Genomic DNA, 22,105 nt, shown 5'->3' with positions numbered 1-22,105 from the left:
TCAAGGGCAGGTGCCCGGTGGCGGACGATGCTGGAGCACCCGTCCCGGCAGGGCATGTGCCACTCGACCCTCGTCGATCATGGCCACGCCGTTGACGAACAGGTGCACGACGCCCTCCGACAGCACCGCGGGCCGCACGTAATCGGCCTTCGGCGCATAGGCTTCCGGGTCGAACACCAGCACGTCGGCGAACTGTCCGGCGCGCAGGAAGCCGCGATCCTCGATGCCGAAGGTGGTCGCGGTCAGCCCGGTGGAGCGGTGGATGAAGGCGGCCAGGTCGATCACGCCCTCGCCGGCGACGAAGCGCGCGTACTTCTCGGGGAAGGTCGCGTGCTGGCGCGGGTGGCCGTCGCCGCCGTCGGACGCGGTCAGCACCCAGGGCTGGCGCATGAACAGCCGGACATCGTCGGGATGCATGTTGAACGACGCGATCCGCTGCGCCGAGCCGGTGCGCCCGGTGCCGCCCTCGCGGATGATGCGCAACGCGGCCTCGACCGGGTCGATCCCGGCCTCGTCGGCGAAGCGCTGCAGCGTGCGCGCGCTCCACGGCCAGCCGGTGCCGGTCATCAGGATCGCGTCGGCGCCGCCGCGGCGCTGGAGGTTGTCGCGGATGCCGTCGCGGATGCGGGCGGCGGTGGCGGGATCGTCCAGCCGTTCGAACAGCGCCGGACGCCCGCCGTCCACCGCCCAGCGCGGCAGCAACGCCGCGCCGAGGCTGGTGGAGGAGGCCAGCCAGGGATACTGGTCGGCGGTCACGCGCTGGCCTTCGGCATGGGCGCGCTCGATGCGCGCGACCACCTCGCCGGCGCTGCCGTGGACGTCCGCGCCCAGCGCCTTGATGTGGGCGATGTGCACCGGGAGTCCTGCGCGCCGGCCGATCTCGAGCACTTCCTCGATCGAGCCCATCAAACCCAGCGAATAGCTCGATTCGTCACGCTGGTGGGTGTCGTAGACGCCGCCGCGGAGGGCCGCCTCGCGCGCGAGCGCGACCACCTCGTCGGTGGAGGCAAAGCTCTGCGGCGCATAGAACAGCCCCGCCGACAGGCCGAAGGCGCCCTCGCACATCGCGTCCGCGACCAGGCCGCGCATGCGCGCCAGTTCCGCCGCCTCGGGCGCGCGCGCGTCGTGCCCCAGCACGCGCCGCCGCACCGGGCCCAGGCCGACATAGGCGGCGACGTTGGTGCCGGTACCCGCGGATTCGAGCGTGGTGCGCTCGGCCGCGACGTCCGGCGTGCCACCGCCGTCGATGCCGATGAAGATCGTGGTCACGCCCTGGTGCAGCCACGGCAGCAGGCGTCGCGCCGCCGGGTCCTGCGAACGCAGGTAGGTGTCGGGATGCGTGTGCGGATCGATGAAGCCCGGCGACACCACCTGCCCGGTGGCGTCGATTTCCCGCGCCGCGCGATAGCGCTGGCGCAGGCCGGGGCCCACTTCGAGGACGCGGTCGCCGCGGATCGCGACGTCGGCGATCCGGCCGGCTCCGTGGCCGCCGTCGAACAGCAGCCCGCCGTGGATCAGGGTGTCGGCTTCGGCCGCAGGTGCCTGGTCCCGCGGCGGGCCGGCGCAGCCGGCGAGCAGCAGCAGGCCGGGCAGGCCACCCGCCATTGCGACCGCGAGCATGCGCAGGGGCCGGCGACGTTCCCGCACGCGCGGGCCGGTGCGGCAGTCGCGGCCAGCCCTCATGCCGGCTGCGCGTCCTCGACGCGCGCACCGCCGCCCCACAGCTCCGGGGCCGGTGGCTGCAGCAGGCCGTCGCGCATGACCGCGCCGCCGGCGTGGTCGTCCTTCAGCCACAGCGGTCCGTCGAGGTCGACGAACTCGGCGTGGCGCGCGATGTGCCACGCCGGCGCAATCGCCAGCGAGGAGCTGATCATGCAGCCGACCATGATTCCGAAGCCCTGCGCGCGCGCCGCGTCCAGCAGCTCCAGCGCGCCGGTGAGGCCGCCGGTCTTGTCGAGCTTGATGTTGACCACCTGGTAGCGCCCGCGCAGGCGCGGCAGGTCGCTGGCGGTGTGGCAGGACTCGTCGGCGCACAGGCGCGCCACCGAGGAGAAGCCGGACAGGGCGTCGTCCCCGCCGGCCGGCAGCGGCTGTTCGACCAGGTCGATACGGGCTTCCGCGAGCACCGGCTGCAGCGACTCCAGCAGTTCGAGCGTCCAGCTCTCGTTGGGATCGACGATCAGGCGGGCGCCGGGCAGCGCGCCGCGCACGGCGCGGATCTGCGCGGCCGGGTCGGAGGCGTCGACCTTGATCTTCACCAGTTCGAGGCGGGCGAGCGCGCGCGCCGCCTCGGCCATGCGCTCGGGCGTGTCGAGGCTGACGGTCTGCGCGCTGGCCAGCGGCGGCAGCGCGCCGGGCTGGCCCAGCAGCGCCGAGACCGGCGTGCCCTGCTGCCGCGACTCCAGGTCCCACAGCGCGCAGTCGAGCGCATTGCGCGCCGCGCCCGGCGACAGCAGCTCGCACAGTCCGCGGCGGTCCAGTCCGCCGGCGATCGCCGGCGAGAGCAGTGAAGCCCCTTCGATCACCGAGGCCACGCTCTCGCCATAGCGGGCGTAGGGCAGCGCTTCCCCGCGGCCGGTGAAGCCACCGCGGCGGATCGTCGCCACCACCACTTCGGTCGAGGTGCGCACGCCGCGCGAAATGCGGAACGGCGTGGCCAGTGGATGGCTGGCGTGGGCCAGGTTCAGCACGGCACGGACTCCAGCAGCCGGTTGACGATCCGCGCCACGCCATCGCGCATCGGGTCCTGCGCGGGCAGCCCGAGCAGGTCCTCGGCCTCGCGGCAGGCGCGCACGGCGCCGGCCGGGTCGAGCTTCGAGGTGTTGAGCGCCAGGCCGACCGCGACCACCCCGGGGCTGGTCAGTCGCGCGGCGGCAAGGTTGGTTTCCAGCGTGGCGACGAGACCAGGCAGCGGGTAATGCCGGAGGCCGCGCATGTGCGGGCGGCCGGGCTCGTGGCACAGCACCAGGGCGTCGGGCTGGGCGCCATGCAGCAGGCCCAGCGACACGCCGGCGTACGAGGGATGGAACAGCGACCCCTGGCCTTCGATCAGGTCCCAGCCGCCATCGTGGCGCTCGGGCGACAGCCATTCGATGCCGCCTGAAATGAAGTCGGCCACCACCGCGTCGATCGGGATCCCGCGCCCGGCCACGAAGATGCCGGTCTGGCCGGTGGCGCGGAAATCCGCGGCGAGCCCGCGCCCGCGCATCTCGGTTTCAAGCGCCAGCGTGGTGTACATCTTGCCGGTGGAACAGTCGGTGCCGACGGTCAGCAGCCGGCGCCCGGCGCGCTTCGCGCCGTTGCCGACCGGCGTGGCCGGCGGGGTGCGGGCGTCGAACAGGTGGCGACCGTTGCGGCGCGCGGCCTCGACGATCGTCGGGTGCGAGAGCAGCCGCTCGTGCAGGCCGGACGCGACGTTCATGCCGGCATCCAGCGCCGCGATGATGTCCGCGACCGAGTCCGGCCCCAGCCGCCCGCCGGCATTGGCCACGCCGACGATCATGGTGTTGGCGCCGGCGGCGCGGGCCTGGGCGAAGTCCATGTCCGGCACGTGGACGCTGGTCCTGCACTCCGGCCCGCGGAACTGGCCCACGCACCATTCCGGCCGGAACTGCACCAGCCCGCGCGCGGTCTTGGCGGCGAGGTCGTCCGCCGCGTTGCCCAGGTACAGCAGGAACGGCGGCGACCAGTGCGAGGCGTCTGCGGCGGCGGAGTTGGCGGTGGACATGACCTGTTGCGTCCTGTGCGGCCCGGGTGGGCAGGGGGGGGAACTCCATCTTCTGTCCTGCGCCGACGCCCCGCCATTGAAAAGATGCCCGCCGCGCATAACCGGGGGTTATGGCATCGGGGGCCGCCTCCTGCTTGGGGGCTAGAATGGAAAGCCCGCCCGGACCGCAGCCCCACCATGACCGAACAGCCGCCCGCCAACCCGTCGTCCACCGAAGAGTTCAAGCAGGCGGCGCTCGAATACCACCGCGCCGAGCCCCACGGGAAGATCAAGGTCGCCGCGTCCAAGGCCCTGGTCACCCAGCGCGAGCTGGCCCTGGCCTACTCGCCGGGCGTGGCCTACGCCTGCGAGGCGATCGTCGCCGATCCGGACGAGGCCAGCACGCTCACCGCGCGCGGCAACCTGGTGGCGGTGATCTCCAACGGCACCGCCGTGCTGGGCCTGGGCGACATCGGCCCGCTGGCCAGCAAGCCGGTGATGGAAGGCAAGGGCGTGCTGTTCCAGAAGTTCGCCGGCATCGACGTCTTCGACCTCGAGATCGACGAGCGCGACCCCGACAAGCTGGTCGAGATCATCGCCAGCCTCGAGCCGACCTTCGGCGGCATCAACCTTGAAGACATCAAGGCGCCGGAGTGCTTCATCGTCGAGCGCAAGCTGCGCGAGCGGATGAAGATCCCGGTGTTCCACGACGACCAGCACGGCACCGCGATCACCGTGGCCGCAGCGCTGATCAATGCCCTGGAGATCGCCGGCAAGCGCATCGAGCAGGCGCGCATCGCGCATTCGGGCGCGGGCGCGGCGGGCATCGCCTGCCTGGACATGCTGGTGGCGCTGGGCGCGAAGCCGGAGAACATCCTTGCCGTCGACCGCGACGGCGTGCTGTACACCGGCCGCGCCGGCCTCGACCCCGACCGCGCGCGCTATGCGCGTGATACCGGCAAGCGCAGCCTGGCCGACATCGTCGACGGCGCCGACGTGTTCCTGGGCCTGTCCGCCGGCGGCATCCTGACGCCGGAGATGGTCAAGACCATGGCCGCGCGCCCGGTGATCCTGGCGCTGGCCAACCCCAATCCCGAGATCCTGCCCGACGCGGCGCGTGCCGCACGCCCGGACTGCATCATCGCCACCGGCCGCTCGGACTACCCGAACCAGGTCAACAACGTCGTCTGCTTCCCCTATATCTTCCGCGGCGCGCTCGACGTCGGCGCGACCGAGATCAACGAGCCGATGAAGCTCGCCTGCGTGTACGCCATCGCCGAACTCGCCAAGCGCGAGTCGTCCGACCTCGGCGCGGCCTACGGCGGCGACGTCATGTCCTTCGGCCCCGACTACTTCATCCCCAGGCCCTTCGACCCGCGGCTGCTGATGATGCTGGCCCCGGCCGTGGCCCAGGCGGCCATGGACTCCGGCGTGGCCCGGCGCCCGCTCGCTGACGTGGATACCTACCGCGAGAAGCTCGGCCAGTTCATCCACCGCACGGGCCTGGTGATGAAGCCGGTGTACGAGCGCGCGCGCGCAGACGTCAAGCGCATCGTGTACGCCGAGGGCGAGGAGGAAACGGTGCTGCGCGCCGTGCAGTCGGTGGCCGACGAACAGCTGGCGCGGCCGATCCTGATCGGCCGGCCGGACGTCATCGCCTCGCGCATCGAGCGCCTGGGCCTGCGCCTGGAAGAAGGCCGCGACTTCGAGCTCACCAACATCAACGACGACCCGCGCTTCGCCGACTACTGGCGCCAGTACCACGCGCTGACCGAACGCCGCGGCGTGACCCCCGACGCCGCCAAGAACCTGATGCGCTCGCGTGCGACGCTGATCGCGGCGCTGATGGTCCAGCGCGGCGAGGCCGACGGCATGATCGCGGGCCTGGTCGGCCGCTTCCACAAGAAGCTCGGTTACCTGCGCAGCGTGTTCGGCCTGGAGCGCGGGATCAGCTGCACCTCGGCGATGACCGGCGTCATCAACGACCGCGGCGTCTGGTTCTTCCTCGATACCCACGTCCAGGTCGATCCCACCGCCGAGCAGATCGCCGAGGCCACGCTGCAGGGCGCCTACCGCCTCAAGCTGTTCGGCATCGAGCCGCGGGTGGCGCTGCTGTCGCATTCCAACTTCGGCAGCCACGACAACCCGAGCGCGGCCAAGATGCACCGGGTGCGCGAGATCCTCGCGCGCCGCGCGCCGCGGATGAACATGGACGGCGAGATGCAGGCCGACGCCGCCTGGGACGCGGTGCTGCGCGAGCGCATGCTTCCCGGCACCACGCTGTCCGGCCGCGCGAACCTGTTCGTGCTGCCCAACCTCGACGCCGCCAACATCGCCTACAACATCGTGCGGGTGATGACCGACGGCGTGGCACTGGGGCCGATCCTGATGGGCCTGGACCACCCGGCGCACGTGCTGACCGCCGCAAGCACGCCGCGGCGCGTGGTCAACATGACTGCGATCACCGCGGTGGAGGCGCAGATCCGCGCCGCGCGCCGCGGGTCTGCACAGGGAGAGGCGGCCGGAGAGGGTTGATCCCGCAGCCGCCGGCCCGGGCGTCAGCCGGCGGAAACGAGCGGGCGCGCCAGCTCGACCAGGCGCGCAAGGTCATCCTTCAGCATCACGGCGTCGGCGGCAGGCAGCTGTTCGTTGCCGTGCAGGGCACCGGTAAGGAACACGAAGCACGCCGACGGCACCCGCTGTCGCACCGCCGCCATGGCCTCGGCCCCGGACCAGCCGGGCAGGTTGAGGTCGCATACGACCAGCTGCGGCTCGAAGCCGTCCAGCGCGGCGGACAGGGCATCTTCATGGCAGAGGCTGCGGCACTCCACGGCCAGCCCCGCCTCGCGCAGCGCGAACTCGGTGAGCTCGGCGTCGTCGCGCGAGTCGTCGACGATCAGCACCCTGATCGCCACGCCCTCAGTCCTCTCCCGGGCCTTCGTTGAGCACGGCCCAGAACTTGCCGAGCGTGCGCACGGCCTCGAAGAACTGGTCAACGTCCACCGGCTTCACCACGTAGGCGTTGACGCCCAAGTCCCAGCTGCGGGCGAGGTCGTTCTCTTCCCGCGATGACGACAGGATCACCACCGGCAGGCGCTTGAGGTGTTCGTGCTCGCGCAGGTGGGTGAGCACTTCCAGGCCGTCCATGCGCGGCATCTTGATGTCCAGCAGCAGCACTGCGGGGTCGCCTTCGGGGCGATCGGCGAACCGGCCGCGGCGGAGCAGGTAGTCCAGCGTCTCGACCCCGTCCTCGACGTGGACGATCGGGTTGGCGAGGTTCGCGTCGCGCAGCGCGTCGATCGCCATCTCGGCGTCGTGCGGGCTGTCCTCGGCGAGCAGGATCGTGCGGATGGCGGTCATGCGTTGTGGCTCCGTATCCCCAGGTCCAGGCTGGCTGGGAGTGTGAAGTGGAAGGTGGCGCCCTTGCCGGGCTCGGATTCGGCCCAGATGCGGCCATTGTGCCGCGTCACGACGCGCTTGACGCTGGCCAGGCCGATGCCGGTGCCGCTGAACTCGCTCGGTGCGTGCAGGCGCTGGAACACGCCGAACAGCTTGCCGGAATAGGCCATGTCGAAGCCCGCGCCGTTGTCGGACACCGTGAACACGTGCTCGCCGCTGTCTGCCACGCGGTACTGGACGGTGACCACCGCCGGCTCGCTGTGCGCGCTGTACTTGACCGCGTTGCCCAGCAGGTTGCCCCAGACCTGGCGCAGCATGTTCTCGTCGGCGACCAGCACCGGCATCGAACCGATGCGCCAGTCGACATGGTGCCCGGGCATCTCGGTGGCCGCATTGGCGTCGAGCATCGCGCGGGTCTCCTCGACCAGCGACTGCATGTCCACCGCTTGCAGGCGCAGCGCGCTGCGACCCAGGCGCGAGTACACCAGCAGGTCATCGATCAGCTCCGACATGCGCTTGGCCGAGCCGCCGATGACCTCGATGTAGTGCTGGCCCTTGTCGTCGATGCCGTCGCCGAGGTGGCGGCGGAGCTTGTCGGCGAAGCCGGCGATGTGGCGCAGCGGCGCGCGCAGGTCGTGCGAGACCGAATAGCTGAACGCCTCGAGCTCGCGGTTGACGTCGGAGACCTGCTCGACCTTGCCTTCGAGCTGGCGATTGAGGTCGCGGATGTGTTCTTCGCTGGCCTTCTGCAGGCTGACGTCGCTGGCGGTGACCAGGGCGACGTGGTCATCGTTGTCGGGCAGCTCCATCAGGCGCGCGTTGACCAGCATCACCCGCTCGATGCCGTCGGCGGTGCGCTGGCGCAGCTCGTAGTCCCAGAGTTCGCGGCCGCGGCCGCCGACGTCGCGCAGGCGGCGCAGGGTCTCGACGTCGTCCCAGGCGCCCTCGCCGATCCCGGACAGCGGCCGGCCGCGGGCATCGTCCTCAAGGCCGAACAGTTCGCCGAACGCCACGTTGTACATCACGATGCGCAGCTGTTTGTCGAGCAGCACGATCGGCTCGCGCACGGTGTCCAGCACCGCGGCCGCGCGCAGGTTGGCGCGCTGCGAGGCGGCCTCGGCCCGCGCGCGCCGGTCGGCGTCGCGCGTGGCCAGCCAGGCCAGGACGACCAGCAGCAGGACCTGGGCTGCCATCGTGCCGCCCGACAGCCAGTCCGCCTGCCGCCGCACGCGCGTGGCGTCGGTGCTGCGCTGGACGAGCAGGCTGTGCTCGGCTTCGACCATCTCCGTGATCGGGGCCTGCACGGGGAAGTTCTCGACCAGCCGCTGCAGCTCGCCGCGGTCGAGTTCGCCGCCCTCGAGTATCAGCCGGTCGAGCTGTTCGATGCGCTGGCTGATGCTCTGGCGCAGGATGCCCAGGCGGACCTGCTGCGCCGGCGAGTCGCGGCTCAGGTCCTGGATCTTGTCCAGGAGCGGCCCGACCAGGTCGTGGCTGGACCGGAGCCGTTCATCGAGCAGCGCGGTCTCGGCGCCGAGCGCCCTGGCCAGCGACGCGGCCTCGATGTTGCGCACCACGGCGCTTGCCGCATGCAGGTTGGCTACGACCTGGAGGGAGTGCGCGACCAGCGCCTCCGCGTTGCGCAGGCGCTCTTCGGAGGCGCGCAGCAGCAGGAACGGCGCCACCACGATCGCGAGCACGGCCGCTGCGAGCAGTGGCACGCGCCAGCGCGGGCTGACCTGGGGCGAAGCGGAGGTCATGTACGGCGCGGGTCCCCTTTGGCGTTCGGTGCGGCGGATCGGATGGTTCCCGCCCGGCTGCAGGATCATCGTTGAAGCGGTGGTGCGAGGCAAACGGAGGGGCGGGCGCTGGTAGAATCAACGGGTCTACGACCCACGACCCACGACTGAAACGGCCGGTGCGCCGTTGCGGAGCAAAGCATGAACAGCTGGCTGAACGACGTCCTCGACAACGACCCGGATCCGACCGAGTCCCGCGAGTGGATGGAGTCCCTGAAGGCCGTCATCGACGCCCAGGGCCCCGACCGCGCGCACCAGCTGCTCGAGGGCATGGTCGAGCTGACCCGCCGCGCGGGCGCCCACCTGCCGTTCGCGCCGACCACCGAGTACATCAACACCATCCCGCCGCACTTGGAGCCGAAGATCCCGGGCGACCAGACCATGGAATGGAAGATCCGTTCGATGATCCGCTGGAATGCGATGGCGATGGTGGTACGCGCCAACCGCAAGCCCGGCGACCTCGGCGGCCACATCGCCAGCTTCGCCTCCGGCGCCACGCTCTATGACGTCGGCTTCAACCACTTCTGGCGGGCGCCGTCGGAGGACCATCCGGGCGACCTGCTCTATATCCAGGGCCACTCCTCGCCGGGCATCTACGCGCGCTCCTTCCTCGAGGGCCGCCTGACCGAGTCGCAGATCGACCACCTGCGCATGGAGGTCGACGGCCGCGGCGTCTCCTCCTATCCGCACCCCTGGCTGATGCCCGACTACTGGCAGACGCCAACGGTGTCGATGGGCCTGGGTCCGATCGCCGCCATCTACCAGGCACGCAACTGGAAGTACCTGGAAGCCCGCGGCCTGATGCCCAAAACCGACCGCAAGATCTGGTGCTTCCTCGGCGACGGCGAGACCGACGAGCCCGAGAGCCTGGGCGCGATCTCGATCGCCGGCCGCGAGGGCCTGGACAACCTGGTGTTCGTCATCAACTGCAACCTGCAGCGCCTCGACGGCCCGGTGCGCGGCAACGGCAAGATCATCCAGGAGCTGGAGGGCAACTTCCGCGGCGCCGGCTGGAACGTGGTCAAGACCATCTGGGGCAGCTACTGGGACCCGCTGCTCGCGCGCGACAAGGACGGCATGCTGCGCAAGCTGATGATGGAAACCGTCGACGGCGAGTACCAGAACTGCAAGGCCTTCGGCGGCAAGTACACGCGCGACAACTTCTTCGGCAAGTACCCGGAGACGGCGGACATGGTCGCCAGCCTGTCCGACGAGGACATCTGGCGCCTGAACCGCGGCGGCCACGATCCGCACAAGGTCTACGCCGCCTACAGCAACGCCATGGAGACCAAGGGCCTGCCCACCGTGATCCTGGCCAAGACCGTCAAGGGCTACGGCATGGGCAGCGCCGGCGAGGCGCTCAACCCGACCCACAACACCAAGAAGATGGACGACGACGCGGTACGCGCGTTCCGCGACCGCTTCAGGATCCCGGTGGACGACGACCAGCTCAAGGACGGCGCGGTGCCGTTCTACCACCCCGGCGAGAAGTCCGAGGAGGTGCAGTACCTGCAGGAGCGCCGCGCAGCGCTCGGCGGCTACCTGCCGCAGCGTCGCCGCAAGAGCAGCCAGACGCTGGCGGCGCCGAAGGTCGAGGCGTTCGAGCGCCTGTTCAAGGACACCGGCGAGCGTGAGATCAGCACCACCATGGCCTTCGTGCAGTCGCTGGCGATCATCCTGCGCGACAAGGAGGTCGGCCCGCGGGTGGTGCCGATCGTCGCCGACGAGGCGCGCACCTTCGGCATGGAAGGCCTGTTCCGGCAGATCGGCATCTACGCGCCCGATGGCCAGAAGTACAAGCCGGTCGACCGCGACCAGCTGATGTACTACCGCGAGGACGCCACCGGGCAGGTGCTGCAGGAAGGCATCTCCGAGGCCGGCGCGTTCGCGTCGTGGATGGCGTCGGCGACCAGCTACAGCACCAACGACCTGCCGATGCTGCCGTTCTACATCTACTACTCGATGTTCGGCTTCCAGCGCATCGGCGATTCCGCCTGGCAGGCGGCCGACATGCGCGCACGCGGCTTCCTGCTGGGCGCCACCGCCGGCCGCACCACGCTCAACGGCGAGGGCCTGCAGCACGAGGACGGCCACAGCCACCTGCTGGCCGGCGCCATCCCCAACTGCCGCGCCTACGACCCCACGTTCGCCGGCGAGGTGGCGGTGATCCTGCAGCGCGGCATGCAGCGCATGCTCGACGAGCAGCAGGACGAGTACTGGTACCTCACCCTGATGAACGAGAACTACGCCCACCCGGCGCTGCCCGAGGGCGCGGCCGAGGGCGTGATCCGCGGCATGTACCTGCTCAAGGACGCCGGCAAGCCGAAGAAGGGCGAGCTGCGCGTGCAGCTGATGGGTTCGGGCACGATCCTGCGTGAAGCGATCGCCGCGGCGGAGCTGCTGGACAAGGACTTCGGCGTCACCGCCGACATCTGGTCCTGCCCGAGCTTCACCGAGCTGCGTCGCGACGGCTTCGACGTCGAGCGCTGGAACCGCCACAACCCGGAGGCGAAGACGCCGCGCAAGGCCTACGTCACCGAAATGCTGGAAGGCCGCCAGGGCCCGGCGATCGCCGCCACCGACTACGTGCGCGCCTTCCCCGACCAGATCCGTGCCTTCGTGCCGATGACCTATACGGTGCTGGGCACCGACGGCTTCGGCCGCTCGGACACCCGCGCCAACCTGCGCCGCCACTTCGAGGTCGACCGCTTCCACATCGCCCACGCGGCGATCGACGCGCTGGCAAAGGACGGCACGATGACCGCGAAGGACGCGGCGCGCGCGCTGAAGCTCTACAAGATCGACACCGACCGGCCGAACCCGCTGCTCGCCTGAGTCGACGGGACTTCCGGCGGGGGGCTACCCTCCGCCGGAAGAGCTTTTTGCCACGGATTTACGCGGATAAGCGCGGATAAGGCAAAAGCTTTTCAGCCACGGATTTGCGCGGATGACGCGGATTCGGCCAAGGCACTTTTGCCGCGGTATCGCGGGTGAGCGGACCAGGGCGGGGCTCGGCGTTGGTTGCAGATGCGCGAGCCCGTCCGGGCTTTGCTCCTGGGCCACCGCGTACTGCTTGGCGCCCGGCGCCCGAGAGCATCAATGGCGCGCCTCCCCTCAGTTGGGAGAAGAACCAAAAAAAGACACCGGCGGATCATCGCCGGTGTCTTCGCTGGCCAGGGCGCGCACGGGCGCGCGCGCGGCGTCCTTACTCCGTCGAATCGACGCGCAGGCCGGTGGTGTCGACGTCGGTGACACCCTCGATCTCCGTGGCGATGCGGAGCGCTTCGTCGATCTGCGCCTGGCTTGCGACATCGCCGCTCAGGGTCACCACGCCGTTCAGGGTCTCGACGTCGATCTGCAGGCCGGCGACGTCCGGGTCGGCGAGCAGGCTGGACTTCACCTTGGTGGTGATCCAGGTGTCGCCCATGGGCTGCTGCGAGTCCGCGCTGTCCGAGCGCTCCGTCTTCGGATCGTCAGTGGCCAGGGCGGTGCCGCCGGCCAGCAGGAGGGCCAACGCCGTCGCCGTGAAGGTGCCGTGCTGAATGCGCTTGTTCATGGGGGAAGGCTCCGTTCTTGTCTTCTGGAGCCTGCGAGTTTCCCCGCCCGCCGATCCACGCGACGTGAGCGTCGACAACGGCACGTGAACCGCACCGTCTTCATCGCCGGTTCGCGCCGGCACGCGAACACTGGCGCGCCCCGCTGCGGCCTATTCGCCGTCGCGGAAATAGGGTTCGACGCGGCCGTTGACCTTCATCGTCATCGGGTTGCCGCGACGGTCCAGGGCGCGGCCGGCGGCGACCCGGATCCAGCCTTCGCTCACGCAGTACTCCTCGACGTTGGTGCGCTCCTCGCCGTTGAAGACGATGCCGATGCCGCGGCCGAGGAGCGCCTCGTCGTAGTGCGGGCTGCGGGGGTTGTTGCTGAGGCGGTCGGGAGGGGTCTGCGTCATGTGGATTCCATCGTGGTGTTCGCCTCGGAGGCGGGCGCCGGCGCATGCGCGCGGCGCAAAAGCATACGTGGCTGCGCCGGGTGCTGCAGCCTCAGCCCAGGGGCTGGCCTTCCGGTGCTCCCCGGCCCAGGAGGTCGGGCAGCGGATCGCCCTCGGGAACGAAGCCGAGCGCGACCGAGTTCAGGCAGTGGCGATCGCCGGTGGGCGGCGGGCCGTCCGGGAACACGTGGCCGAGGTGGCCGCCGCAGCGCGCGCAGACCTCTTCGACGCGCACCATGCCGTGGCCGAGGTCCCGCACCAGGCGGATGTGCGCCGGATCGAGGGGCTGGAAGAAGCTCGGCCAGCCGGTGCCGGAGTCGAACTTGGCGCTGGAGCGGAACAAGGGCAGGCCGCAGAAGCCGCAGGTGTAGGTGCCCTTGCGTCCGTTGTCGAGGAACACGCCACAGAACGGTGCTTCGGTGCCGTGCGCGAGCAGCACGCGACGGGCGTCGTCGTCGAGCGCTTCGGCAAGCGCGCGACGCTGCGCGTCATCGGGCGGGGAGAGGTCGAAGGCGGCCATGCAGGGCTCCAACGCGGCGGGGACGCCCATTATCGCCCTACTGTGCGTGCCGGCGGCCCTGGCGGCGGGCATTGGCGATCACCGCGCGCATCTGTTCGCGGTCCCGGTGGCGCGAAATCGGCACCGCACCGAGCTCGATCGCGCGCTCGCGCAGTTCGGCGGTGACGTCGTAATGCGCCCCGCTGGTCCTGTCCTGGAAGGCATGGCGCGGCATGCCCAGCGCGGAGGCGAAGGCGTGCAGTTCGTCCAGGGTGTCGGCCATCAGGTGTGCCCAGCGGCGGCCACGCCACAGGGTGACCGCGTCGTCCACGTAGACCGTCATCGCGCGGTCAGCGCCCCGGGCCGGCAAGGTCGCGACGCACCCAGTCGTCGATCAGGCGCTTTTCATGGCGCAGCGGGTCGCTCATCGACACCATGCCGACCCCCCTTTGCAGGAAGCCGAGGTCGGTGAGTTCGCGCTCGCCGCCGTCGACCACGTTGCCCGCGGCGTCATGGCGGGAGTAGCTGAGATGGATCCGCGGCGGATAGATGTCGCGGACGACGCGCACGTGGTCGCCGCGGCCGGCGCCCGGCTCGAAATCGCCGGCGCGCTTGATGTCGGTAATCTCGACCTCGAGCCGCTCACCGGGCCCGAGCACGTCGCCGGCGCGCCTGGCCAGGTGCCTGGCGATGTCGCGGACCCAGTCGCCGCGCCGCGCCTCGAAGCGATTGCGGCTGTGGCGGATCTCGGTGAACCCGGACGGGTCGGCCCAGGACACGGCCACCGGGCCGTCCTGCTCCAGGCTGCGGGGATAGTCCGCGTCGGTGACGTCGGCAGCGATCGCGGGGCCTGCCAGCGCGAATGCAAGCAGGGTGCCGATCACAAGGGCCTGGATGTGGCGTGGGCGGGGCATGGCGCACCTCCTGCAGTCGGGAACCCGAGTCTGCGCCCGTGGTGGTGTCGCGGCAATCGCGGGCCGGATGCATTGCATGCTGCGTTCAGCCACGCCCCGAGAAGCGCTGGTGGGAGGGCACGGCGATCGATCCCTGGCGCTGCTCGCCGGCGAAACGCGCTGACGCCTGCCGCGTTCTTCAGCGCAGCAACGGTGCCAGCGCTTGCCCGACGTGGTCGCTGATGGCCGGTTGCGCTTCGGCGGTCGGATGCAGGTTGTCGTCCAGGAAGTGGCCCCTGTCCGCCGCGACCGGTTCGAGCAGGAACGGCAGCAGCTCGATGTCGAAGAAGCTGGCGAGGTCGCGGTAGGTGCGTTCGAAAGCGCGCGTGTACTCGGCCCCCAGGTTGGGCGGCATGCGCATGCCCACCAGGAGCACCTGCGCGCCAACGTGCCTGGACGCCCCGATCATGCGTGCAAGGTTGTATTTCAGCTCGGCCAGCGGCAGCCCGCGCAGGGCATCGTTGGCGCCCAGCGCGATCACCACCACGTCGGGGTGGTGCCGCAGCACTTCGCCGACCACGCGCGCCGAGCCGCCGGCGCTGGTTTCGCCGCTGATGCTGGCGTTGACCACCTGCCAGCCCGGGTGTTCGGCGGCGATCCTGCCGGCCAGCAGCGCCACCCAGCCCTGGTCGGCGCGCAGGCCGTAGGCCGCCGACAGCGAGTCGCCCATCACCAGCACGGTGCGCGGGGCGTCGGTGTCCGGCGCAGCGGCCGTGGTTTGCGCCTGCGCCGCGGTTGCCAGCAGCAGGACGCACAAACCCATGGCACATTGCAGCCAGCGCCGCGGCGCCCAATATCCTGTCTTCATCCAGCGACTCCCGCTCCTGTCCGTTGTGCTGCCCGGTTACACCGCGACGGCGATGCGGACATCATGCCCCGATGAAGGACACCATGGCTGACTCTTCCCGAACCCCCGCCACCGCCGCGCCGGCGCTCGCCGCCAGCGAGCTCGGCAAGCGCGTGCAGCTCCCCGGCGGCGAGCTGGTGATCCTTGATGGCGTCGGCTTCAGCATCCGGCGCGGGGAGAGCGTGGCGGTGGTCGGGCCCTCGGGCTCGGGCAAGAGCACGCTGCTGTCGCTGCTGGCGGGCCTGGACACGCCGAGCTCCGGCACGGTGGCGATCGATGGCGCGCCGCTGTCGACGCTCGACGAGGACGGACGCGCCCGGGTGCGCGCCGAGAAGGTCGGTTTCGTGTTCCAGAACTTCCAGCTGCTGCCTTCGCTGACGGCGCTCGAGAACGTGATGCTGCCGCTGGAGCTGCGCGGCGACGCCGACGCGGAAGCGCCTGCGCGCGCGATCCTGGGCCGCGTCGGCCTGGGCGAACGCCTCGGGCACTATCCGCGCCAGCTGTCGGGCGGCGAGCAGCAGCGCGTGGCGGTTGCGCGCGCCTTCGTCACCGGGCCGTCGCTGATGTTCGCCGACGAACCCACGGGGAACCTGGATACCACCACCGGCCAGGCGATCATCGAACTGCTGTTCGCGCTCAACCAGGACGCCGGCACCACCCTGGTGCTGGTGACCCACGACGAACACCTGGCCGAGCGCTGCCGGCGCACGCTGCGCATCGAGGGCGGTCGGCTGGTGGCCGACAGCGGGTCGGCGGCGTGAGGATCGCCGGGCTCGCCTGGCGCCAGCTGAAGCGCGACCTGGCGTCGGGCGACGTCCGCATCCTGCTGGCGGCGCTGGTGCTGGCGGTGGTGGCGGTGACCGCGGTCGGTTTCGTCACCGACCGCGCCGCGCGTGCGCTTGCGATCGAGGCCAACCGCCTGCTCGGCGGCGACGCGGTGCTGCGCTCCGATGCGCCGATCGAGGGCCCGGCGCGCGAAGCGGCGGAAGCCGCGGGTTTGCGCATCGCCGACACGGTCGAACTCGACACGATGGTGCGCGTCGGCCGCGGCGCCGAGGCCCAGCTGAAGCTGGGTGAGCTGCGCGCGATCGGCGAGGGCTTCCCGCTGCGCGGCGAATACCGCGTCACCGGAGCGGACGGCGTCGAGCGCGCGGCCGCCGGCGTCCCCGCGCCGGGCACGCTGTGGATGAGTCGCGGAGGCGCCGACACGCTGGGCGCCCGCATCGGGGACAGCGTCGGCATCGGCGAGCTCGAGCTCCGGCTCGAAGCGCTGGTGGTGCAGGAACCCGACGCCGCCCTGGATTACTTCAACGTCGCGCCGAAGGCCTTCATCCATCCCGACGACCTCGCCGCCACCGGCCTGGTGCAGGAGGGCAGCCGCATCCGCTACCGGCTGGTGGTCGCGGGCGACGACGCCGGCGCCGTGGAGCGCTTCACCGCCATCGCGCGCGACAACCTCGCGCGCGGGCAGCGCCTGGAAACCGCGGCCGATGCGCGGCCGGAGGTGCGCTCCGCGCTCGACCGCGCCGGCCGCTTCCTCGGCCTCGCCGCCCTGGTGTCGGTGGTGCTGGCCGCGGTCGCGGTAGCGATGGCCGCGCGCCGGCACAGCGCGCGCCACCTGCAGGGCGCGGCGGTGATGCGCTGCCTCGGCGCCAGCCAGGCGACGCTGGCCGGCATCCACATCGGCGAACTGCTGATGCTCGGGTTGCTGGCCTGCACCGTGGGCGTGGCCATCGCCTGGGGCTTGCAGTGGGCGATCGGCGACTGGCTGTCGGGCATGCTCGGCATCGCGATCCCGCCGGCGGGCGTGATGCCGGCGCTGGGCGGCTATGGCGTGGGCATGGTGGTGCTGCTGGCCTTCGCCGCGCCGCCGGTGCTGGCGCTGCGTCGGGTGCCGGCGCTGAGCGTGCTGCGCCGCGACCTCGATCCCACCGAGCCGGCGGCGCTGCTGGTGCTTGCCGCCGGCGTCGCCGGCATCGGCGCGCTGCTGTGGTGGCAGGCGGGGTCGGCGACGCTCGCGATGGCGATGCTGGTCGGCATCGCGGCCACGCTGGGCGTGCTCGCACTGCTGGCCTGGCTGATGATCCTGGCCGTGCGCCGGCTGCGCACGCGCCTGCGCGGGAGCGCGCGCTACGGCCTGGCCAACGTCAGCCGCCGCGCCGGCACCAGCATCGCCCAGGTGTCGGCGCTGGGCCTGGGTTTGATGGCGCTGCTGCTGCTGACCTTCGTGCGCACCGACCTGGTCGCGCGCTGGCAGCTGGCGCTGGCCGCGGAGGCGCCCAACCGCTTCATCGTCAACGTGCAGCAGGACCAGATCGCCGGCGTCGCCGAGGTCGCGGCCGCGCAGGGACTGGCGGAGCCGGTGCTGTACCCGATGGTCCGCGGGCGCCTGGCCACGCACAACGGACAGGTGGTGAGCGGCGCCGACTATGCGGACGAAGGTGGCGACGAGGAGGCGCGACGTGCGCAGCGGCGTGCCGACCGCGAGTTCAACCTGTCGACCGCCGACGCCCTGCGCGATGACAACCGGGTCACCGCCGGCGCGTTCTGGGGGCCGGAGGGCGGCGAAGGCGTGGAGCTGTCGGTCGAAACCGGCTTCGCCGAATCGCTGGGCTGGGCCGTGGACGACCGCGTGGCCTTCGACATCGCCGGGCGCCGCATCGAGGGCCGGGTCACCAGCCTGCGCGAGGTCGACTGGGAAAGCTTCCGGCCGAACTTCTTCGTGCTGTTCTCGCCGGGCGCGCTGGATGCCTATCCGGCGAGCTGGATCACCGCCGTCAGCGTGCCGCAGGGCGATACCGCGTTCACGCGCGCGCTGGTGGAGCGCTATCCGAACGTGTCGGTGATCGACATCGATGCCGTGCTGGAGCAGGTGCGCAGTACCGCCGACCAGGTCTCGACCGTGGTCGAAGTGGTGTTCTGGTTCGCGCTTGCCGCCGGCCTGCTCGTGCTGCTCGCGGCGATCAGCGCCAGCCAGGACGAGCGCCTGCTCGAGGGCGGGGTGATGCGCGTGCTCGGCGCCAGTCGGCGACAGCTGCGTTTGGCGCAGGCCTCGGAGTTCGCGGCGATCGGCCTGCTTTCAGGCCTGGTGGCGTCCGTCGCGGCCTCGGTGCTGGCGGGCGTGGTGGCCACGCAGGTGTTCGACCTGCCCTGGGAGCCGGACATCGCGATGGCGGCCCTGGGTGGCCTGGCCGGCATGGCCGCGGCGCTGGTCGCGGGCCTGTGGGCCACGCGGCGCGTGCTCGACGCCCCGCCGGCCGTGACCCTGCGCGAACTGCAGGGCTGATCGTGCGGGGTGCTCAGGCTTCGGCCGGCCCCGGCTCGGCCCCGAAGCGCCGCGCATAGTCGCGCTCCCCGGCGATCGCGATCACCTCCTCGTCGGCGCTGTCGGGCGCGCCGTACACGGCGTAGACGATCTCCCCGTCCTTGCGGCCGATCTGGTGCAGGCGGTAGCGGGACTGCCCGCTGCCGGTGTCGGGCGGATAGTGCTTGGGAGGGGTGTCGGCATCGATGTCGAGTTCGCTGTTGTCGACGGGGCCACCGACGAAAAGTGCGCGCATGGCGTTTCCTTATGCTTGCCTGGGTTGCCGTCGATGCTGGCAAAACCGGCATTCGCGTCCGATGAAGCACGCGTGCGCGCGGCGTGCGCGAGGGCTGCCGCACTACAATCGCGGCCTCTTTCGATGATCCCGAGTCCCCGATGTCCAGCCAAGGCGATCCCGCCCTCGACGCGCTGCTGCTTCCCTTCGCCGACGGCACCCTGGCGCGTGCGTCCGGCGCGCTGTTCATGCACGCCCGGGCCGGTGCGGCGCTGGCAATGCAGGACTGGCCCGGGCTGGTCTGCGAGACCGCGTTCAGGCCCGATGCCGACGGCCTGCGGCAGAACGGCTTCACCGTTGCCGAGGCCACGACCGGGCAGCGGCCGCTGGTGCTGCTCCTGCCGCCGCGGCAGCGGGACGAGGCACGGGCGCTGTTCGCCGAGGCCCTGGCGCGCGCGGCACCGGGCGCCTTGGTGATTGCAAGCGTTGCCAACGATGCCGGCGCGAAGTCCGCCGAGGCCGACTTCGCGCGCATCGCCGGCCCGGTGAGCAGCCGCAGCAAGCACAAGTGCCGCGTGTTCTGGGCGCGTGCCGGCCAGCCCGGCAGCGACCCCGCGCTGGCGGCGCAGTGGCGCGGACTCGACGCGCCGCGGCCGGTGGCGGGTGGCCGCTTCCTCAGCCGCCCGGGCGTGTTCGCATGGGATCGCATCGACGCGGCGTCGGCACTCCTGGCGCGCCATCTTCCGGCGGACCTCAGCGGTCGCGCCGCCGACCTCGGCGCCGGCTACGGCTACCTCGCCGCCGAGCTGCTCGAACGCAGCCCCGGCATCGGCGCGCTGGATGCGTTCGAAGCCGATGCCCGCGCGCTGGCGATGGCCCGGCACAACCTGGCCGGTTTCGCACCGCGCGTGGCGCTCGGCTTCCACTGGCACGACGTGGTCGCGGGAGTTCCGGGCGCTTACGACGTGGTGGTCACCAATCCGCCGTTCCACTCGCCCAACGGCCGCGAACGCCCCGACATCGGCCGTGCCTTCATCGCCGCCGCCGCGCAGGCGCTGCGGCCCGGCGGCCGGCTGTGGCTGGTCGCCAATCGCCACCTGCCCTACGAGCAGGCGCTGGGCGCCGGCTTCGGCGAGACGCGGCTGGTGGCGCAGGAAGGCGGCTTCAAGGTGGTGGAGGCGGTCAAGGCCGCAGCCGGCCGGCCGACGCAGGCGCGGGCGCGGCGATGAAGCTGGTCAAGACGCTGGCCAACCTCGGCTTCGGCAGCCGAAAGCAGGTCGCGATGATGTTCCGCGAGGGCCGCGTCACCGACGCCGCGGGCGAGGTGCTCTACGCGGACGACCAGCCGGGGTGGGACGACGTACGCGTGGACGGCGAGCCGCTGGACCCGCCGCCGGGGCTGCTGCTGATGCTGCACAAGCCCGCGGGCTATACGTGTTCGACGAAGGACCGCGGCCGCCTGGTGTACGAGCTGCTGCCGCCGCGCTTCGCGCTCCGCTCGCCGACGCTGTCGACGGTGGGGCGGCTGGACCGCGAGACCAGCGGGCTGCTGCTGATGACCGACGACGGGCAACTGCTGCACCGGATCATTTCGCCGAAGTCGAAGCTGCCGAAGGTGTACGAGGCGACGCTGGCCGAGCCGCTGCGGGGCGACGAGGCCGCGACCTTCGCCAGCGGGACGCTGATGCTGGAATCCGAGAAGACGCCGCTGCTGCCCGCGGAGCTGGAGATGGTGTCGTCGACGCAGGCGCGGCTGACGCTGCATGAAGGCCGCTACCACCAGGTGCGGCGGATGTTCGCGGCAGTGGGGAACCATGTCGTGGCGCTGCATCGCAGCGCGGTCGGTGGGCTGTCCCTGGGCGCGCTGCCGGAAGGACAGTGGCGGATGCTCGAGGCGGCGGAGCGCGACGGGCTTTTTTTGGGCTCTTCTCCCAACTGAGGAGAGGCGCGCCATTGATGCTCTCGGGCGCCGGATGCCAAGGCCCTTGAGTGCTCATGTCCCCCGGCGCTGGCCTGCGGCCAGCGCCTCCTCCTTGACTTCGCTCTCAAGGGCCTTGGCACCCGGTGCGCGGCACTACGCGGTGGCCCAAGAGCAAAGCCGGTATCCCGCGAACCCGCAGCAACGCCGAGCCCCGTCGTGGCCGGGAGGCCTTCGCGGGGAAGTAAAGGAGGAGGCATCCGCCGCCAGGCGGATGCCGGGGGACATGAGCCGCGAAGGCCTCCCGGCCACGGCGGGGCCCTCCAGGTCACAGCGAGGCGTAACGAAAGAAGCAGACACCTCGTCGAAACCGCTTCCCCGGGGTTGGTACCGGTCACGCGGTCAGCCGAGCCGCGGCTGCAGTCAGGGACTGGCGACGATGTGATCGACCCGAAGCCGAAATCGCCGGTCCATACCCACCGCGCAGGGGCACGCTCCCTCCCGAAGCCCGTAACCACGGCCGTGGCTGGCGTCGGCGCCTAAGAATCGTCCCGCAAAAGCTCCCGCCACCCCGCATGCCCCAGATTCTCCAGCGTCGCGATATTGCGCTCGACGATGCTGTCGGGATCCGGGAACGCCTCGACCGCGCGGCTGACGCTGTCCTCGCGCAGCAGGTGCAGGGTCGGCCACGGCGAGCGGTTGGTGCTGTTGGCGATGTCGTCCGGGTGGCTGTCGGCGAACTGGTACTGCGGATGGAAGCTTGCGACCTGGAGCACGCCCTCGAGCTCGAGCTCCCCGACCAGGGCATCGGCGGATTCCAGGAAGTCGTTGTAGTCGAGGAAGTCGCCCAGCACCTGCGGATGCACGATCAGCGTGGTGTCGATGTCGGCGGCGGGCGTGTCGCGCAGGCGCAGCAACTCCTCGCCCAGCTGTTCCAGCAGCGCCGTCTCGTCGCGGGCCTCGCTCAGCACCATGCGCACCTGGCCCTTGGCGACCACGGCCTTGGCGAAGGGGCACAGGTTCAGGCCGATGACGGCGCGTTCCAGCCAGCGGCGGGTGTCGGCAAGCGGGTCCATCAGTCGCGGAAATTGTCGAACTGCAGCGGCAGCTCGAACTCCTTGCTCCGCAGCAGGGCCATCACCGCCTGCAGGTCGTCGCGCTTCTTGGCGGTGACGCGCAGCTTGTCGCCGTTGATCTGCGAATCGACCTTGAGCTTCGAGGCCTTGATCTCGGTGCCGATCTTCTTCGCCAGCTCGCGCTCGATGCCCTGCTTGACGGTGACCTTCTGCCGCGCGCCGGCGACGTTGCTCTCGACGTCGCCGAACTCCAGGCAGCGGGTGTCGATCTTCCGCGCCGCCAGGCGGGCGCGCAGGATGTCGGTCATCTGCTGCAGCTGGAAGTCGCTGGGCGCGCGCTGGGTGATCACGGCGTCCTCGTGCTCGAAGGCGGCGTCGACGCCC

21 protein-coding genes are annotated in these 22,105 nt (G+C 71.1%); 6 read left to right on the top strand and 15 right to left on the bottom strand.

Annotation, left to right across the window (positions count from 1 at the left end):
• The 3 genes from E2169_RS12590 to dgcN are packed head-to-tail and all read right to left on the bottom strand — an operon-like array spanning position 1 to position 3,727.
• Positions 1-1,683: an N-acyl-D-amino-acid deacylase family protein gene (locus E2169_RS12590; RefSeq protein ID WP_132986969.1), complete on the bottom strand. Its 1,683-nt coding sequence runs from the start codon at positions 1,681-1,683 to the stop codon at positions 1-3.
• On the bottom strand, positions 1,680-2,690 hold the full coding sequence (gene dgcA, locus E2169_RS12585; RefSeq protein WP_132986968.1) for an N-acetyl-D-Glu racemase DgcA: 1,011 nt from the start codon (positions 2,688-2,690) through the stop codon (positions 1,680-1,682). Before dgcA ends, E2169_RS12590 begins: the two co-directional genes overlap by 4 nt.
• Positions 2,684-3,727, bottom strand: coding sequence for an N-acetyltransferase DgcN (dgcN, locus tag E2169_RS12580; protein ID WP_132986967.1), 1,044 nt, complete (start codon positions 3,725-3,727; stop codon positions 2,684-2,686). The genes dgcA and dgcN overlap by 7 nt, the downstream gene beginning before the upstream one ends.
• 177 nt (positions 3,728-3,904) lie before the next feature.
• Between dgcN and E2169_RS12575 the strand changes: the two genes are divergently transcribed.
• On the top strand, positions 3,905-6,241 hold the full coding sequence (locus E2169_RS12575; RefSeq protein ID WP_132986966.1) for an NADP-dependent malic enzyme: 2,337 nt from the start codon (positions 3,905-3,907) through the stop codon (positions 6,239-6,241).
• Between the two features lie 23 nt (positions 6,242-6,264).
• On the opposite strand, the gene E2169_RS12570 is transcribed toward E2169_RS12575, so the two are convergent.
• The 3 genes from E2169_RS12570 to E2169_RS12560 are packed head-to-tail and all read right to left on the bottom strand — an operon-like array spanning position 6,265 to position 8,862.
• Positions 6,265-6,621 (bottom strand): response regulator, encoded by a 357-nt coding sequence (locus E2169_RS12570; RefSeq protein WP_165942418.1) that lies wholly within the window; start codon positions 6,619-6,621, stop codon positions 6,265-6,267.
• 4 nt (positions 6,622-6,625) lie between these two features.
• Positions 6,626-7,066 (bottom strand): response regulator, encoded by a 441-nt coding sequence (locus E2169_RS12565; RefSeq protein WP_132986964.1) that lies wholly within the window; start codon positions 7,064-7,066, stop codon positions 6,626-6,628.
• Positions 7,063-8,862 carry an ATP-binding protein gene (locus E2169_RS12560; protein ID WP_132986963.1) on the bottom strand — a complete coding sequence of 600 codons (1,800 nt, stop codon included), beginning with the start codon at positions 8,860-8,862 and terminating at the stop codon, positions 7,063-7,065. The genes E2169_RS12565 and E2169_RS12560 overlap by 4 nt, the downstream gene beginning before the upstream one ends.
• 180 nt (positions 8,863-9,042) lie before the next feature.
• On the opposite strand from E2169_RS12560, the gene aceE reads away from it, so the two are divergent.
• Positions 9,043-11,736 (top strand): pyruvate dehydrogenase (acetyl-transferring), homodimeric type, encoded by a 2,694-nt coding sequence (gene aceE, locus E2169_RS12555; RefSeq protein WP_132986962.1) that lies wholly within the window; start codon positions 9,043-9,045, stop codon positions 11,734-11,736.
• A 370-nt stretch (positions 11,737-12,106) separates the two neighbouring features.
• Here the strand turns inward: aceE and E2169_RS12550 are convergent, their stop codons facing one another.
• From E2169_RS12550 to E2169_RS12525, 6 genes are all read right to left on the bottom strand, one after another.
• Positions 12,107-12,457, bottom strand: coding sequence for a BON domain-containing protein (locus tag E2169_RS12550; protein WP_132986961.1), 351 nt, complete (start codon positions 12,455-12,457; stop codon positions 12,107-12,109).
• A 150-nt stretch (positions 12,458-12,607) separates the two neighbouring features.
• On the bottom strand, positions 12,608-12,850 hold the full coding sequence (locus tag E2169_RS12545; protein ID WP_132986960.1) for a DUF3297 family protein: 243 nt from the start codon (positions 12,848-12,850) through the stop codon (positions 12,608-12,610).
• A 91-nt stretch (positions 12,851-12,941) separates the two neighbouring features.
• Positions 12,942-13,409 carry a peptide-methionine (R)-S-oxide reductase MsrB gene (gene msrB / locus E2169_RS12540; protein ID WP_132986959.1) on the bottom strand — a complete coding sequence of 156 codons (468 nt, stop codon included), beginning with the start codon at positions 13,407-13,409 and terminating at the stop codon, positions 12,942-12,944.
• A gap of 37 nt (positions 13,410-13,446) precedes the next feature.
• Positions 13,447-13,731, bottom strand: coding sequence for a DUF4031 domain-containing protein (locus tag E2169_RS12535; protein ID WP_132986958.1), 285 nt, complete (start codon positions 13,729-13,731; stop codon positions 13,447-13,449).
• 7 nt (positions 13,732-13,738) lie between these two features.
• Complete coding sequence (locus E2169_RS12530; RefSeq protein WP_132986957.1) at positions 13,739-14,302, bottom strand: DUF3016 domain-containing protein; 564 nt, start codon at positions 14,300-14,302, stop codon at positions 13,739-13,741.
• Between the two features lie 178 nt (positions 14,303-14,480).
• Positions 14,481-15,104, bottom strand: coding sequence for an arylesterase (locus tag E2169_RS12525; RefSeq protein ID WP_132986956.1), 624 nt, complete (start codon positions 15,102-15,104; stop codon positions 14,481-14,483).
• A 128-nt stretch (positions 15,105-15,232) separates the two neighbouring features.
• Here E2169_RS12525 and E2169_RS12520 point away from each other — a divergent pair, with 128 nt between their 5' ends.
• Positions 15,233-15,949 carry an ABC transporter ATP-binding protein gene (locus tag E2169_RS12520; RefSeq protein ID WP_132986955.1) on the top strand — a complete coding sequence of 239 codons (717 nt, stop codon included), beginning with the start codon at positions 15,233-15,235 and terminating at the stop codon, positions 15,947-15,949.
• Positions 15,946-18,474, top strand: a complete 2,529-nt coding sequence (locus E2169_RS12515; RefSeq protein ID WP_132986954.1) for an ABC transporter permease — start codon at positions 15,946-15,948, stop codon at positions 18,472-18,474. Before E2169_RS12520 ends, E2169_RS12515 begins: the two co-directional genes overlap by 4 nt.
• 13 nt (positions 18,475-18,487) lie before the next feature.
• On the opposite strand, the gene E2169_RS12510 is transcribed toward E2169_RS12515, so the two are convergent.
• Entirely contained in the window at positions 18,488-18,748 is a 261-nt protein-coding gene (locus E2169_RS12510) for a hypothetical protein (RefSeq protein ID WP_132986953.1), read from the bottom strand.
• Between the two features lie 140 nt (positions 18,749-18,888).
• Here E2169_RS12510 and E2169_RS12505 point away from each other — a divergent pair, with 140 nt between their 5' ends.
• Complete coding sequence (locus E2169_RS12505) at positions 18,889-19,956, top strand: class I SAM-dependent methyltransferase (protein WP_132986952.1); 1,068 nt, start codon at positions 18,889-18,891, stop codon at positions 19,954-19,956.
• On the top strand, positions 19,953-20,666 hold the full coding sequence (locus E2169_RS12500; RefSeq protein WP_132986951.1) for a 16S rRNA pseudouridine(516) synthase: 714 nt from the start codon (positions 19,953-19,955) through the stop codon (positions 20,664-20,666). Before E2169_RS12505 ends, E2169_RS12500 begins: the two co-directional genes overlap by 4 nt.
• Positions 20,667-21,184: 518 nt before the next feature.
• Here E2169_RS12500 and E2169_RS12495 read toward each other — a convergent pair.
• Positions 21,185-21,721 carry a DUF1415 domain-containing protein gene (locus E2169_RS12495; RefSeq protein ID WP_132986060.1) on the bottom strand — a complete coding sequence of 179 codons (537 nt, stop codon included), beginning with the start codon at positions 21,719-21,721 and terminating at the stop codon, positions 21,185-21,187.
• Positions 21,721-22,105 (bottom strand): YajQ family cyclic di-GMP-binding protein (locus E2169_RS12490; RefSeq protein WP_132986950.1); only part of this gene is annotated, 385 nt, incomplete at its 5' end. The genes E2169_RS12495 and E2169_RS12490, both read right to left, overlap by 1 nt.

Source organism: Luteimonas terricola (assembly GCF_004352845.1).
GTDB lineage: Bacteria > Pseudomonadota > Gammaproteobacteria > Xanthomonadales > Xanthomonadaceae > Luteimonas > Luteimonas terricola.
This window is presented reverse-complemented; position numbering and strand designations above follow the sequence as displayed.

Coding starts and splice junctions, on each gene's coding strand:
- E2169_RS12590 (WP_132986969.1), bottom strand. CDS start 1,683: ATGAGGGCTGGCCGCGACTGCCGCACCGGCCCGCGCGTGCGGGAACGT.
- dgcN (WP_132986967.1), bottom strand. CDS start 3,727: ATGTCCACCGCCAACTCCGCCGCCGCAGACGCCTCGCACTGGTCGCCG.
- E2169_RS12575 (WP_132986966.1), top strand. CDS start 3,905: ATGACCGAACAGCCGCCCGCCAACCCGTCGTCCACCGAAGAGTTCAAG.
- E2169_RS12565 (WP_132986964.1), bottom strand. CDS start 7,066: ATGACCGCCATCCGCACGATCCTGCTCGCCGAGGACAGCCCGCACGAC.
- E2169_RS12560 (WP_132986963.1), bottom strand. CDS start 8,862: ATGACCTCCGCTTCGCCCCAGGTCAGCCCGCGCTGGCGCGTGCCACTG.
- aceE (WP_132986962.1), top strand. CDS start 9,043: ATGAACAGCTGGCTGAACGACGTCCTCGACAACGACCCGGATCCGACC.
- E2169_RS12550 (WP_132986961.1), bottom strand. CDS start 12,457: ATGAACAAGCGCATTCAGCACGGCACCTTCACGGCGACGGCGTTGGCC.
- E2169_RS12545 (WP_132986960.1), bottom strand. CDS start 12,850: ATGACGCAGACCCCTCCCGACCGCCTCAGCAACAACCCCCGCAGCCCG.
- msrB (WP_132986959.1), bottom strand. CDS start 13,409: ATGGCCGCCTTCGACCTCTCCCCGCCCGATGACGCGCAGCGTCGCGCG.
- E2169_RS12535 (WP_132986958.1), bottom strand. CDS start 13,731: ATGACGGTCTACGTGGACGACGCGGTCACCCTGTGGCGTGGCCGCCGC.
- E2169_RS12530 (WP_132986957.1), bottom strand. CDS start 14,302: ATGCCCCGCCCACGCCACATCCAGGCCCTTGTGATCGGCACCCTGCTT.
- E2169_RS12525 (WP_132986956.1), bottom strand. CDS start 15,104: ATGGGTTTGTGCGTCCTGCTGCTGGCAACCGCGGCGCAGGCGCAAACC.
- E2169_RS12520 (WP_132986955.1), top strand. CDS start 15,233: ATGGCTGACTCTTCCCGAACCCCCGCCACCGCCGCGCCGGCGCTCGCC.
- E2169_RS12510 (WP_132986953.1), bottom strand. CDS start 18,748: ATGCGCGCACTTTTCGTCGGTGGCCCCGTCGACAACAGCGAACTCGAC.
- E2169_RS12505 (WP_132986952.1), top strand. CDS start 18,889: ATGTCCAGCCAAGGCGATCCCGCCCTCGACGCGCTGCTGCTTCCCTTC.
- E2169_RS12500 (WP_132986951.1), top strand. CDS start 19,953: ATGAAGCTGGTCAAGACGCTGGCCAACCTCGGCTTCGGCAGCCGAAAG.
- E2169_RS12495 (WP_132986060.1), bottom strand. CDS start 21,721: ATGGACCCGCTTGCCGACACCCGCCGCTGGCTGGAACGCGCCGTCATC.